Origin of the sequence: Trabulsiella guamensis ATCC 49490 (assembly GCF_000734965.1) — a bacterium.
GTDB lineage: Bacteria > Pseudomonadota > Gammaproteobacteria > Enterobacterales > Enterobacteriaceae > Trabulsiella > Trabulsiella guamensis.
Map to the genome: position 1 here is coordinate 1 of NZ_JMTB01000051.1, position 14,158 is coordinate 14,158.

At 56.6% G+C, this 14,158-nt stretch carries 8 protein-coding genes; 2 read left to right on the forward strand and 6 right to left on the reverse strand.

Annotated elements, in window-relative coordinates; translation table 11 throughout:
* The 6 genes from GTGU_RS06740 to phoB all read right to left on the reverse strand — a co-directional run.
* On the reverse strand, nucleotides 1-2,340 hold a 2,340-nt coding region (locus tag GTGU_RS06740; RefSeq protein WP_038155169.1), incomplete at its 3' end, for a DUF2339 domain-containing protein.
* 135 nt (nucleotides 2,341-2,475) lie between these two features.
* Nucleotides 2,476-4,260 carry a maltodextrin glucosidase gene (gene malZ, locus GTGU_RS06745; RefSeq protein ID WP_038155170.1) on the reverse strand — a complete coding sequence of 595 codons (1,785 nt, stop codon included), beginning with the start codon at nucleotides 4,258-4,260 and terminating at the stop codon, nucleotides 2,476-2,478.
* Between the two features lie 141 nt (nucleotides 4,261-4,401).
* Nucleotides 4,402-5,775 carry a proline-specific permease ProY gene (gene proY, locus GTGU_RS06750; protein ID WP_038155171.1) on the reverse strand — a complete coding sequence of 458 codons (1,374 nt, stop codon included), beginning with the start codon at nucleotides 5,773-5,775 and terminating at the stop codon, nucleotides 4,402-4,404.
* Between the two features lie 88 nt (nucleotides 5,776-5,863).
* Nucleotides 5,864-7,183, reverse strand: coding sequence for a branched-chain amino acid transporter carrier protein BrnQ (gene brnQ, locus GTGU_RS06755; protein ID WP_038155172.1), 1,320 nt, complete (start codon nucleotides 7,181-7,183; stop codon nucleotides 5,864-5,866).
* Between the two features lie 409 nt (nucleotides 7,184-7,592).
* A complete protein-coding gene (gene phoR, locus GTGU_RS06760) occupies nucleotides 7,593-8,888 on the reverse strand; it encodes a phosphate regulon sensor histidine kinase PhoR (RefSeq protein ID WP_038155174.1) in 1,296 nt (431 codons plus the stop codon).
* Between the two features lie 21 nt (nucleotides 8,889-8,909).
* Nucleotides 8,910-9,599 (reverse strand): phosphate response regulator transcription factor PhoB, encoded by a 690-nt coding sequence (gene phoB / locus GTGU_RS06765; RefSeq protein ID WP_038155175.1) that lies wholly within the window; start codon nucleotides 9,597-9,599, stop codon nucleotides 8,910-8,912.
* Between the two features lie 182 nt (nucleotides 9,600-9,781).
* Here phoB and sbcD point away from each other — a divergent pair, with 182 nt between their 5' ends.
* Both sbcD and sbcC read left to right on the forward strand, forming a co-directional pair.
* Entirely contained in the window at nucleotides 9,782-10,984 is a 1,203-nt protein-coding gene (gene sbcD, locus GTGU_RS06770; protein WP_038155177.1) for an exonuclease subunit SbcD, read from the forward strand.
* Nucleotides 10,981-14,121 (forward strand): exonuclease subunit SbcC, encoded by a 3,141-nt coding sequence (gene sbcC, locus GTGU_RS06775; RefSeq protein ID WP_038155179.1) that lies wholly within the window; start codon nucleotides 10,981-10,983, stop codon nucleotides 14,119-14,121. Before sbcD ends, sbcC begins: the two co-directional genes overlap by 4 nt.
* The last annotated feature ends 37 nt before the right edge of the window (nucleotides 14,122-14,158 follow it).

A 14,158-nucleotide genomic window follows, 5' to 3' on the forward strand; every position in this document is an offset into this window, starting at 1 on the left:
CTGAATCAGGCGGGAATGCCACAGGCTTTCCAGATACCAGGGAATACCGCCGAAATGCGCCAGCGCACGCAGCAGCAACCCATTTAGCCACCAGAAACTTAGCGCCAGCAGCATTACTCTGATAACACGGCGGATAACGACGACCTGACGCGGGAAAAAAGATACCGGGAAACGACTGTAAGCCAGCAGCCCCAACAGTGCGAACGCTGCCCCCTCTTCCAGCGGGTTAATCAGTGGCAGATAATGCTGCTGGAATACCACGCCGTCCTGGACATTCGCCACCATCAGCAACAGCAGCAACACAACGATCACAGGCGTCATCGCCAGCGCGCCATACAGCTCAGGCCAGACACGGAACGGCCAGAGCCGACGGCGCAGGGCCACATCCACCAGCACGATAGTGATACCGCCTGCCGCCATGGCAAGACCGCTCATCCAGGCATCCATTCCCCACGGTAGCGCCCCTATAAACCAGAACAGTTCCCAGGCGAGCGCCAGCAATAGCATCCAGAAAAGCGACAAATGTAATCCTTGTGAGGCGATACGCCGCAGTGTCGCATCATCCCGACGCAACAGCAGGATCGCTGAAGGCAGCGCCACCAGCCATACCAGACTCTCCCGACCAGCAGTAAAAATGGCGCCATTTCTTATCTGGTAGTCAAGCAAGAGAAGTATGGCGGGCCACAGCAACCATTTCGCGTAGCCCACTTCGGCCCATGCCAGACGGATCCCGGCATAGCGCCAGACCCAGGCGGAAACGGCAATCAGCACCAGCAGGGTGGCATAAACGTATGACCGGAACTCCAGCGCCAGTCCGGCCGCCTGATAAAGCGCGAAGATCCAGAAACAGATCCCGCCCGCCAGCAGCACCCAGCTCACTTCGCGGCGCAGCGAGCGCCACAGCCATGCCGCCGCCAGCCAGCAGGCGCTCATCACCAGCGAAATCATCATCATGGTGAGCGCAGTAGAGGGTTGCATGAAAGCGGTTATCGCGCTCGCCAGCGCCAGTACCAGCAGTACTGTACCGCTGATACTCATGCGCCTTTGCTGCTGTTGTACACCCAGCCACAGCACCCCAACGCCTTCCAGCGCCCAGGCCATTGCAGTCCAGCGCGCCGAAAGCGCCAGTGGGATCGCCAGCGTCGCGAAAGCCCCACCAAGCGCCAGCGCCGCCAGCACCAGCGGTTTGCCACCAATGGAGAAGCGTTTGAGCGCCAGCCAGGCCAGCAGCATATAGACGCCGCCATAAGCCAGTGCGCTCAGTGCCGGGCCGTATGCCATATGCTGAGTTATGCCATACTGCAGGCCGTAGCCCACCAATGGCGGCGCGAAGAGCAGAATGCCATCCACCACCCGCTGACCGCGGTTCTGCGCCCGCAACGACAACATGACACTCAGTACGCCAAACAATAGTATGTTGGCGATCAGAAACAGCTGGCTGTTGAGGTAATACTCAGGCTTCCAGGAATTAACACCCCACAAGGTGCCGACGCCAAAGGTAAACAACATCCCTAACAAATTTAGTTCGCGCCAGTGCTGCCACACGCTGATAGCGAGGATACCGACCGAAAGCAGCAGATAAAACGAGAAAAGCGCCACATAGTTCCCACTTCCGGTGGAAAGCAACAGCGGCGTCAGATAGCCGCCGAGACTCGCCAGCATCGCCAGACTGAGCGCTTTTTGCAGGATCGCCAGCCCGACACTGGTGGCGCAAATCAACACCAGCAATCCGAACGCCAGCGAGACAGGCAGCATGTCCCAGAGACGGAACGCACCAAAAACTGTCAGATAAAGCACGCCGGTGCCACCACCCTGCAGGATCAGCGCATAAACCCGCTGTTTATGGCGCAGATACCAGCCAAAGGCGAGAAGCCCCACCGCCGCCAGCGCCGTTAATGTCAGCCGCAGTTCGAGGGAAAGAAGTTGATGTTCAACGGAATAGCGGATCAGGAAGGAGAGCCCGAGGAACAGCAGGATAATCCCCAGTTTCGCCAGCGGATTGCCTTGCATAAACCAGCGTGCCAGCGAGGAAACCAGACCACCAAACGCCGCCGGTTTTTCCTGCTGGGCGGGTTTCGCAGCCACTATTTCTGGCTCTGGCGGCTCGGGCGCAGGTGCGGGTTCAGCTTTATGAACAGGCGCTGCCGGCATAGCCGATACAGGCGACGAAACCGGAACGGCTTCAGGCTTCTGCTGTTCAAGTTGTTCAATGCGACGACGCAACACCGCCAGCTCATCCCGCATGGCTCCGCTTCGCCTGAAGGCGATAATGGCAAGCGCCGGTACCACCACCAGTGCAAAAAACAGTATTACGCTGCCAAGGAAAAGAAGTTCATCCATGTGTTCACCTTCGCTGAATGCAGTCTCATTACAGTGGCATAAAATATGCTATTTGTACTTAGTCGCGACTCAAACGCGGTGAAAATCAGAAAACATTTCGGGAAAAACTGGCGAAACACTCAACGGTCTCTACGTTTAACTGCCCGTCCACACCGTGGCGGAAATCGCTGGTAGCATCAGGATATTGTCATGAATAACGCCTTTTCCTTCGCGGTCTTGCCACGCACTGACTGCCATCAACGGCGTTTTCTCCAGCACGACTTCACAGGCGTCGCCCCGGTTGATCGCCACCAGTACGCGCTGCTGCTGCCAGACGCGCAGAAACACCACCACGTTGTCCTCGGCATACACCACATGACAGGCACCATGACGTAGTGATTTGCTGCTCTTACGCAGTTTCGCCATGCGCTGATAAAGCGCCAGCAATTTCTCATCCTGTTGCCGTTTATCCCACGGAAACGGCTTGCGGCAGAACGGATCGTTATTGCCGTCCAGCCCGACTTCATCACCATAGTAAATGCAGGGAACGCCGGGCCAGGTAAACAACCAGATCACCGCCAGCGGCAGCCGCGCCACGTCCTTACCAAGCAGCGTCTTGAAGCGCGCGGTGTCATGGCTGTCGAGCTGGTTAAACATCCGCAATTGCTGCTGATGAGATAACCCGGCGCGATAGTTCTCCATCCACGCGATGCAGGTCTGAGCGTCAATTTGCTGCGGATCGTAAGAGATATCGGTATTCGCAAGGAAACCCCATAACGGATAGGTGAAGCCACGATAGTTCATGGCCGCGTCTTCAGCATCCGCCTGTAACCATTGACGGGCATCACCAAAATGCTCGCCGAACACGTAGGCTTCCGGCTGCGTCTCTTTGGCGGCCCGGGTGATCCCCGCGACGTGTTGCAGATTGTTTTTCGCACCGCCGGATTCGCCCAGCATGTGCACCACATCAAGACGCCAGCCATCCATCTGCCACGGTTCTCTCAACCAGTGGCGAACGATACTATCTTCACCACGGTAGATCTCCTCCACCAGTGCTGGCGATCGATAGTCCAGCTTCGGCAGGGTCGGATGGCCCATCCAGTTCAGTGCGCGGCCCTCGTCGGAGAAACTGTACCAGTCGCGCCAGCGCGAGTCAGGATTGTGACATGCCCCGCCACCAGTGCGCTGATGCCGGTCGAACCAGTGGTGCGTCTCGCCGCTGTGGTTAAAAACACCGTCGAGGATCAATCGCATCCCTTCCTGGCGCGTATTATGCCGCAGGCGTAACAGCGCCTCGTCGCCACCAAACTGCGGATCGACATGGCGATAATCTTGCGTATCGTATTTATGTACGCTCGGCGCGGTAAAAACCGGGTTCAGGTAGAGCGCCGTGACGCCCAGCGTTTTCAGGTAGGGTAGCTTTTCGCTGATGCCATCAAGATCACCGCCATAGAACGTCGACCCGGCCCCCTCAGCGGTGAGAGGTTCATCCCAGTCGCGCAGCGCAGCGTCCCGCACATGCTGACGTGACTGGCTGCGGGCAAAGCGGTCGGGAAAGATTTGATAAAATACCTGTTCGGCCACCCATTGCGGGCCGTGATCGGGGAGATCGAGGGCGAACTGTTCAAGCTTTGCCGGAGGGAAGCGGCTGAAGCCCTGCGGCGAAAACCATAGCTGGCGATTCTCCCACAGCAACTTAAAGCTATAACGACGTCGGGGTTGCCCCTGAGTGAGATCGATTTCCCCCCGCCAGGCCACCACGCCATTGTGCGGCGAGCGCCGCAGACGGTGCATCGGCAGCGTCAGCTCTTCGTTATCCTGTTCCGCACGCAGCGTTACCCGTGCCGGAAGATTGTCACCACGCAGCCACAGCGTAATCGACAGCCGTTCCTGGCGCGCTTTCACAAACGGCGCAACAGGAAGATGCCAGGCCTTCAACATCGTCAGATCCCCTCATTACAAAATGCTTTCACCATGCCATAGCAGTGAAGAGGATAACTCATCATCAGATGGTTTATTGGGGGAGGAGTTCGGGGGATGAGAAATTCGCCCCTTTCCCGTTTGAGAAAGGAGCGATAACAATCAATGATTTTCAGCAAGCTGACGCTGACGACGCGCTTTAATGCCCCAGCCAATCAGCAGCAGGATAATCCACGCGGCGCCGACGTACAGCGAGATGCGGGTATCCGGGTGATAACCGATCAATGCAATAATAAAGACCAGGAACAGCAAACCAACCACCGTGGTTGCGACGCCACCCGGCACTTTGAATTTCAGCGCTTTCACCTCTTCCGGCGGCAGACGACGACGGAAAGCGATTTGCGACAGCAGGATCATGATCCACACCCAGACGGTGGCAAAGGTTGCCAGCGAGGCGATAACCAGGAACACGTTCTCCGGCATGATGTAGTTGAGATATACAGCGGACAGCAACGCAATGGTCATCACCAGTACCGTCACCCACGGAATGCCACGACGCGAGGTTTTAGCAAACACCTTTGGCGCGCTGCCCTGCTCCGCCATGCCGTGCAGCATTCGCCCCACGCCAAACACATCGCTGTTGATGGCGGAAAGCGATGCGGTCAGTACCACAAAGTTGAGAATACTGGCGGCGAAGGTGATGCCCATATGCTGGAAGGTCAGCACGAACGGACTACCGTTCGTACCCACCTGATTCCACGGGTAAATCGACATAATCACAAACAGCGTACCAACATAGAACACCAGAATTCGCATCGGTACTGAGTTAATTGCGCGCGGAATCGACTTCTCCGGATCTTTCGCTTCACCTGCAGTGATGCCGATAATTTCAATTCCGCCATAGGCGAACATCACCATTTGCAGCGACATCACCATCCCGAGCCAGCCATTGCTGAAGAAGCCGCCATTGCTCCAGAGATTGTGAATCCCGGTGGGCTGACCACCGTTGCCAATACCCCAGATGATGATGCCGAAACCAGCGACAATCATGATGATAATAGTGGCGACTTTAAAGAACGAGAACCAGAACTCCAGCTCGCCAAACACCTTCACGCTCATCAGGTTGATAGCGCAGATGATCAGCACGACGCTCAGCACCCAGATCCAGTGCGGTACCGCCGGGAACCAGACGCCCATATAGATGCCGAAAGCGGTAACATCGGCAATCGCCACAATCAGAATTTCGAAACAGTAGGTCCAGCCAGTGATATACCCGGCAAGCGGGCCGAGATTTTCCTGCGCATAGCGCGAAAAGGAGCTGGCAGAAGGGTTGTGCACGGACATTTCACCCAGCGCACGCATAATGATGTAAGCGGCGACACCGCCAATGATATACGCCAGCAGCACGCTCGGACCGGCCATTTTAATGGCGTCAGCCGAACCATAAAAAAGCCCCGTACCAATCGCGGAACCGAGCGCCATGAAGCGAATATGGCGCGTGCTCAGCCCGCGTTTTAGCTTATTTGTACTTTCCATCGACTCCACTGCCAAAAATACCAAATTATCAAAAACAAAAACCACGGAGTTTCACACCCCGTGGTTCATTAACCCTGTCAGCGCCGGATTAGTGAGCGTTTGACGTTACCTGACGGCCAACGGCGCGATCCCAGATAACAGCCAGCACGACCATCACCATCGTCGGCATCAGCCAGGCAAGCCCCTGTTCTGCCAGCGGCAGACGCGCGGTCCAGCCTGGAAGCACCTCTGCAAAGGCAGACGCCTTAACGCCGTCAAGGATACCAAAAATCAGGCTGATAAACATCGGCGGTGCAATCACGCGGCCTGTATTGTGCCACCAGTTACGGGTGAAACTCAGCACCACCAGCGCAATACACGGCGGATAAATCGCGGTCAGCACCGGAATGGAAATCTGGATCAAATGGCTCAGTCCAAGGTTGGACACCGCCATTGAAAAGACGCCCAGCACCAGCACCAGCGTGCGGTAGGAGAACGGCAGATACTGGGAGAAGAACTCTGCGCAGGCGCAGGTCAGGCCCACGGCGGTGACCATACAAGCGATGAAAATCAGTGCCGCTAACAGGAAGCTGCCCGCACCACCGAATGTGTGCTGAACATATGCATGCAGAATCGCCGCGCCGTTGGCAGACTGTTCGACCAGCAGCGAACTGTCAGAGCCGAGACGAAACAGTGCCAGATAGAGCAGCGTCAGGCCGACACCAGCCATCAGGCCCGCCCAGATAGTGTAGCGGGTCAGCAGACGCGCTTCAGTCACGCCGCGCGAACGCGCCGCATTAACGATAACGATACCAAAGACCATCGCCCCCAGGGTATCCATCGTCAGGTAGCCGTTCACAAAGCCGTTGGAGAACGGCGCAGTCTGGTAGGCTTCCAGCGCGTGGCTGATCGGCCCAGCTGGCCAGACGATAGCCGCAATGGAGAGGATTAGCAGCGCGATGATTTTCAGCGGCGCCAGGAAGTTGCCGACGGTATCCAGCAGCTTGCCCGGGTAGAGTGACACGAGGATCACCAGCGCAAAATAGACCAGACTGTAGATGAGCAGCGGCAGCGCGCCCTCGCCCGTCAGCGGTGCAATCCCCACTTCAAAGGAGACGGTCGCCGTACGCGGCGTTGCGAACAGTGGGCCTACCGCCAGATAACACACCGTCGCCAGCAAAACACCCGCCACTTTACCAATCGGCGTACTGAGGCTGTCCACGCCGCCGCCGACTTTCGCCAGCGCCACCACCGTCAGCACCGGCAGACCCACAGCCGTAATCAAAAAGCCGAACGCCGCCATCCAGACGTGTTCGCCTGCCTGCAAGCCGACCATAGGAGGAAAAATAATGTTGCCAGCGCCAACAAACAACGCAAAGGTCATAAAGCCCAGGGCGATGATGTCGCGTGATTTTAACTGATGGGTCATAGTGTCTGACTGCCTGTGGATGTGGTGTTGTAAAAATGTAACTATTCGCGTTTTCCCGGTGGGATAATACCGCGGCAATAAATGCGTAACTCAGCGGGAAATGCTCCCGAATACGCGCGGCGAAGAATTGTTTTTCGAATTACCACGCAAATGCAGTGTGTAAAAGTCTGCAAGGGCGCAATTTAAACGCTTATAACGTTTTAAAGCAAGAAGGGATCGTAAAACCAGATGATTATGCTAATAGTAATTTTCAGTATAGAGTTTTAAGCCAGAAAGACAAAAAACATATGGCTAATCATGCGAACAAAAAAACATCAGACGCGCATTAATCCATCAGAATTAAGATCAGCTGCAAATAAAAAGGACCAGCCTGAGCGGGTCCCGGAAAGAAAAGATGACATTAACCTCATTAACCGGCTTTTTTGGCAATCAAACGTTCCGGCAGGATAAAGCTAAAACGCGTGCCTTTGCCCACGGTACTTTCAATTTCCAGACGGCTGTCATGATGGCTGATCGCATGCTTCACAATCGCCAACCCCAGACCGCTGCCGCCAGTTTGCCGCGAGCGCGCTTTATCCACACGGTAAAAACGTTCCGTCAGGCGCGGAATATGCTCTGCAGCAATCCCCGGGCCGTTATCCTCCACGCTGAACTGCGCGCCATGTAGCGCCCGCTCCCATCGTACAGTGATCTCCGTGCCGGCAGGCGTGTGGTTAATCGCGTTATACACCAGGTTTGATATGGCGCTGCGCAGTTGCTCTTCATTACCCATTACCAGTAATGTGTCATCCACCTCAAAATGGAGAATATGCCTCTGCTGGCTGAGCGTTTGCGCTTCCCGCTCCACCACCCGCAGCATCATCGGCACATCAATACGGTCGTTCATCGCCATTTTCGGTGCGGCTTCAATTTTCGACAACGTCAGCAGCTGTTTAACCAGCCCTTCCATCCGGAAGGTCTGCTCGCGCATGGTATGCAGGGCTTTTTCGCGCAGCGGGCCGTCGAGCGTCTGCTCCTGCATCATCTCGAGATACCCCTGCAATACCGTCAGCGGCGTACGCAACTCATGGCTGACGTTGGCGAAGAAGTTTCGCCGCGCGCCTTCCAGTTGATGCATCTGGGTGACGTCGCGCGCCACCATCAGCCACTGTTGCTCGCTGTAAGGCATCACGCGGATTTCCAGATGTCGCCCGGTATTAAGCACCAGATTCAGCGGCTTTGAGAAATCGCGATGTTTAAGATAATGGGCAAATTCGGGATAGCGGAGCAGGTTCAGAATGTTTTGCCCGCTGTCGTCAGGCCAGCGCAAGCCCAGCACCTGCTGCGCCAGGCCGTTACACCAGAAAATGGTGCCTTCTTCAGTAGTGAGGATGACGGCATCCGGCAGCGATTCCGCTCCGCTGCGAAAGCGTTTGATCAGGCTTCCCAGCTCGCGCCGCCGCTTTTTGTTGCGCATCTGCATCTGGTGCAGACCGTATAACAGCGGCTCCCAACTACCAAGTCCTGGCGGCGGCGTCATGCTACGATCAACCCAAAGCCACCAGGAAAGGCGTAATAAATTCCAGAAATGCCAGACTAACAGCCCTGTCACCGCCGCCAGTAAAAACCACGGCAGGTAACCAAAAATCCCCCCCAGAATGAGCGCCGGGATACAACATAAGATCAGCTCAAGCGCCAGCCTTCTCCATGACAGCCGTTCCAGCACGGGTCTACTCCTGTCAAATTTTTAGAAACGAGCGGAAAAGCGATAGCCCGTACCGCGAACGGTTTGAACCATGCGATCATGACCGCTCAGTTCCAGCGCCTTACGTAAACGGCGAATGTGTACATCGACCGTCCGGTCTTCGACATACACATTGGTGCCCCAGACATGATTTAACAATTGCTCGCGACTGTAAACACGTTCCGGGTGCGTCATAAAGAAGTGGAGGAGCTTAAATTCGGTAGGCCCCATATCAAGCGGGTTTTCGCCAGTCATGACGCGATGCGAGGTGGGATCGAGGCTTAACCCCTGCATTTCAATCACCTCTTCTACTGCCATCGGTGAAATACGGCGCATCACGGCCTTAATACGGGCCACCAGCTCTTTCGGTGAAAAGGGTTTGGTGATGTAATCGTCCGCGCCAGTTTCCAGTCCGCGCACACGATCTTCTTCTTCGCCACGCGCTGTGAGCATGACGACGGGGATCTCACGCGTCATTGCTTCGCGTTTCATGTGTTTGATGAACTGAAGCCCAGAGCCTCCCGGCAACATCCAGTCAAGCAGAATCAAATCAGGCCAGGGTTCGTTGAGTTGATTCACTGCGCTGTCATAATCCTCGGCCTCAACTGGCTGAAAGCCATTTTGCTCCAGCACGAAGCAGACCATCTCGCGGATAGGTGCTTCATCTTCAACGACCAGAATTCGTCTCGCCATTATTTACCCTGTATTTTTAGTAGCAATTATAGAGTGCGGCGCCATTATGCGTCAGATTTATGACAGATTTATGAAAAGATGACCGTCTTATGATAGTCACTGCAGGCGATTATGACACTCGTCGACCCCACATACGTTGAATGTTTATAATCGGCGTTACGCTTCACTGCTACGGACCCGCTATGCGCATCATCCACACCTCGGACTGGCACCTGGGCCAGAACTTTTACAGCAAGAGCCGTGCCGCCGAACACGAGGCTTTTCTTGACTGGCTGCTTCAGACGGCAGAAGAACAGCTGGTAGATGCCATTATTGTGGCAGGCGATATTTTTGATACCGGTTCGCCGCCAAGTTATGCGCGCGAACTCTATAACCGCTTTGTGGTGAAGCTCCAGTGCACTGGCTGTCATCTGGTGGTGCTTGCCGGCAATCATGACTCTGTCGCCACACTGAATGAATCGCGCGATATCCTCGCGTTTCTGAATACAACAGTGGTTGCCAGTGCGGGCTGCGCTCCTTTTGAACTGAAGCGCCGCGACGGTACCGTGGGGGCGATTTTCTGCCCGGTACCGTTCCTGCGCCCGCGTGATGTTGTCACCAGCCAGGCCGGGCATTCCGGCAGTGAAAAACAGCAGCATCTGCTGGCTGCGATCACCGACTACTATCATCAGCAACACCAGCAGGCCGTTGCGCTACGAGGCGATCGTACGCTGCCCATTATCGCCAGCGGTCATCTCACCACGGTCGGCGCCAGTAAAAGCGATGCGGTGCGCGATATCTACATCGGCACACTCGACGCCTTTCCGGCGCAGAATTTCCCCGCCGCCGATTACATCGCCCTCGGGCATATCCATCGCGCGCAGCAGATCGGCGGGAGCGAGCATATCCGCTACTGCGGTTCACCCATCGCCCTGAGCTTTGACGAAACCGGAAAGCGCAAAAGCGTTCATCTGGTGAGTTTCAGCAACGGCAAACTGGCGCAGGTTGATACGCTGGAAGTACCAGTAACGCAACCGCTGGCGGTGATCAAAGGCGATTTCGCCAGTATCAGCGCTCAGCTTGGCGAGTGGCGCAATCGTACGGAAACCGTGCCGGTGTGGCTGGATATCGAAATCAGCAGCGACGAATACCTGCATGATCTGCAACGTAAAATCCAGACTATGACAGAGGACTTGCCGGTTGAGGTGCTGCTAATCCGCCGCAGCCGCGAACAGCGGGAGCGGATTATCGCTAGCGAGAAGCGTGAAACCCTGAGCGAACTGCGGGTTGAAGAGGTGTTTGCCCGCCGCCTGGCGCTGGAAACGCTGGAAGAAGACCAACAGGCGCGCTTGCGGCAGTTGTTTGATGAAACCCTGCACAGCCTGTCCAGGGAGGAAAACACATGAAAATCCTTAGTCTGCGCCTGAAAAATATCAACTCCCTCAAGGGTGAATGGAAAATCGATTTCACCACAGAGCCGTTCGCCAGCAATGGTTTATTTGCCATCACCGGCCCGACCGGGGCGGGAAAAACCACGCTACTGGATGCCATCTGCCTTGCGCTCTACCACGAAACCCCGCGCCTGAACACCGTTTCGCAATCGCAAAACGATCTGATGACCCGCGACACCGCCGAGTGTCTGGCGGAGGTGGAGTTTGAGGTGAAAGGCGTCAGTTATCGCGCGTTCTGGAGTCAGAACCGCGCCCGCAATCAGCCGGATGGCAATTTACAGGCACCGCGTGTGGAGCTGGCCCGCTGTGAAGACGGCAAAATTCTGGCCGACAAAGTCAAAGACAAGCTGGATCTGACCGCCTCACTGACCGGGCTGGATTACGGTCGCTTTACCCGTTCGATGCTGCTGTCGCAGGGGCAGTTCGCCGCCTTCCTGAATGCGAAACCCAAAGAGCGGGCAGAACTGCTCGAAGAACTGACCGGCACCGAAATCTACGGGCAAATATCGTCGATGGTGTTTGAAAAACATAAAAACGCCCGTACCGAACTGGAAAAATGGCAGGCGCAGGCGTCAGGTGTGCAGATGCTCAGCGACGAGCAACAGCAGGCGTTACAGCAACGTTTGCAGGCACTTACTACGGAAGAACAGCAGACGCTGACCGCCCAGGCACAGTTGCAGACGCAACTTCAGTGGCTCACCCGTCAGCTGGAGCTGGAAAATGAGCAGCAGCGTAGCCAGACCCGCTTACGCGACGCGCAACAGGCGCTGGCAGCGGCGCAGCCACAACTGGAAATCCTGACCCGCTCCCGGCCAGCCGAACAGTTACGCCCGCTGTGGACGCGCCTGCAGGAGCAGACGGCGATGGTCGCTGATACTTGTCGGCAGAGCGAAGAAGTGAATACTCGCTTACACACCTCGCTGCGTCTGAGAGACCGTATCTGGCGCAGCGCCGAAAAGCAGCATAACGCCTTGCTCGAACAGGAAAAGCGCGTCGCTGACTGGATCGGGCAGCACGAGCACTTTCGCCAGTTGGCAAATGTGCTGAGCGGCTGGCAGGCCACTTTCACTCAGCTTTCGCGGGATGGCGCGCAGCTCGCCTCGCTGCGACAAAAACAGCATGAACTGGAACAAAAACGCCAGGCGCTGCCGGATTCCGGCCTGACGCTGGACGCCGATGCGCTCGCGCAAGCGCTGGCACAACACAGCGCTCTGCGGCCACAACGTCAGCATCTCGCCGCCCTGCACGGTCAGTTTTTACCGCTGCAACAGCGGCTGCAACGATTGCAGACGGGGTTAATCGCGCGGCAGAACAAACAGACTCAGATGGAAAACCTGCTGCAACAGCGCCGTCAGCACTATAAGGAGAAGCATCAGCAATACATTGACGTGCGTACCTTGTGCGAACAGGAATCGACCATTGTGAAGCTGGAAGCGGAGCGCGCGCGTCTCCAGGCCGGGCTGCCCTGCCCGCTGTGCGGTTCAACGGAACATCCGGCAGTGGCGGAATATCAGGCCATCGTTCCCGGCGTGAACCAGGCCCGCCGCGATGCACTGGAGCGTGAAGTCAATCAGTTGAAAGAGGAAGGCGCCGCACTGCGGGGGCAACTGGAGGCGTTGCAGAAACAGACGCAAAGCGACACGCAGGAGGTGGACACCCTGCATCAGCAAACGCATGCGCTGACGGCGCAATGGCAGCAGGTGACTGGCGAATTGCTGATCACGCTGTCGCCCACCGATGATATCACCGGCTGGCTGAAACAGCAGGACGATGAAGAGCAGCAGCTCTGGCAGGCAAGCCAGCGGCTCAGTCTGCAGAATCAGATCAATGAATTAGCGCAGCAACACGACCAGTTGAGGCGGGAACGCGAGGCTCGATTACAGGCGCTCAATGAATCGCTCCGCCCGTTTAACCTGACACTGCCCGCCGATGGCGAAGAAACGCACTGGCTGGCGGCACGCAGTGAAGATGCCCGTCAGTGGCAGACGCAGCAAACGGAACAACAGACGCTCCTGCAACAGCGTGGCGCGCTGGTTCCGCTGCTGGAAACGCTGCCGAAACCTGAAACCGAAGAGACGCTGGAGCCTGTACCGCTTGATGGCTGGCAGCAGGTACATCATGACTGTGTGTCGTTGCACAGCCAGTGGCAAACGCGTCAGCAACAGGAAGCGCTGGAAAACGAACGACTGGCTGCGCTCCAGAAACAGTTTACCGACGCACTCGCCGCCAGCCCGTTTGCCGATCAACCCGCTTTTCTGGCAGCCTTGCTCGATGAAAGCACCCGCCAGACGCTGGAAGAATTGAAAGCGCAACTGGAAAAAGCCGTTCAGCAGGGACAAACGCTGGCAGAGCAGGCGCTGGCGGCATTGCAGTTGCACCGGCAAACACCCCCTGCCGCGCTGGATGCCACACAACCGCCCGACGAGTTACAGCAACAATTGCAGCACGTCACGCAGCAACTGCGGGAAAACACCTCACTACAGGGGGAAATTCGCCAGCAACTGAAGCAGGATGCCGACAACCGGCAGCATCAGCAGGCGCTGATGGAGAAAATCGCCCAGGCTACGCAGCAGGTGGAGGACTGGAGCTGGCTCAACGCGCTGATCGGTTCAAAAGAAGGGGATAAATTCCGCAAATTTGCCCAGGGACTGACGCTCGATAATCTGGTGTGGCTGGCGAATCATCAACTGACCCGCTTGCATGGCCGCTATCTGTTGCAGCGCAAAGCCAGCGACGCGCTGGAGCTGGAAGTGGTCGATACCTGGCAGGCCGATGCGGTGCGTGATACCCGCACGCTATCCGGTGGCGAGAGTTTTCTTGTCAGCCTCGCGCTGGCGCTGGCGCTCTCTGACCTGGTCAGCCACAAAACGCGGATCGACTCCCTGTTCCTTGATGAAGGGTTTGGCACGCTGGACAGCGAAACGCTGGATACCGCGCTGGATGCGCTTGATGCACTGAATGCCAGCGGCAAAATCATCGGCGTCATCAGCCATGTTGAGGCGATGAAAGAGCGCATTCCAGTGCAGATCAAAGTGAAGAAAATTAACGGTCTGGGTTACAGCCGGCTGGATAAAACCTTCGCGGTGGAATAAACGTCAGCCCGGGGCGCTACGCTTGCCGGGCCTACGG

Bases quoted from the DNA above. Each gene is read 5' to 3' on its own strand.
- phoB (WP_038155175.1), bottom strand. From the start codon at position 9,599: ATGGCGAGACGAATTCTGGTCGTTGAAGATGAAGCACCTATCCGCGAG.
- brnQ (WP_038155172.1), bottom strand. From the start codon at position 7,183: ATGACCCATCAGTTAAAATCACGCGACATCATCGCCCTGGGCTTTATG.
- proY (WP_038155171.1), bottom strand. From the start codon at position 5,775: ATGGAAAGTACAAATAAGCTAAAACGCGGGCTGAGCACGCGCCATATT.
- malZ (WP_038155170.1), bottom strand. From the start codon at position 4,260: ATGTTGAAGGCCTGGCATCTTCCTGTTGCGCCGTTTGTGAAAGCGCGC.
- sbcD (WP_038155177.1), top strand. From the start codon at position 9,782: ATGCGCATCATCCACACCTCGGACTGGCACCTGGGCCAGAACTTTTAC.
- sbcC (WP_038155179.1), top strand. From the start codon at position 10,981: ATGAAAATCCTTAGTCTGCGCCTGAAAAATATCAACTCCCTCAAGGGT.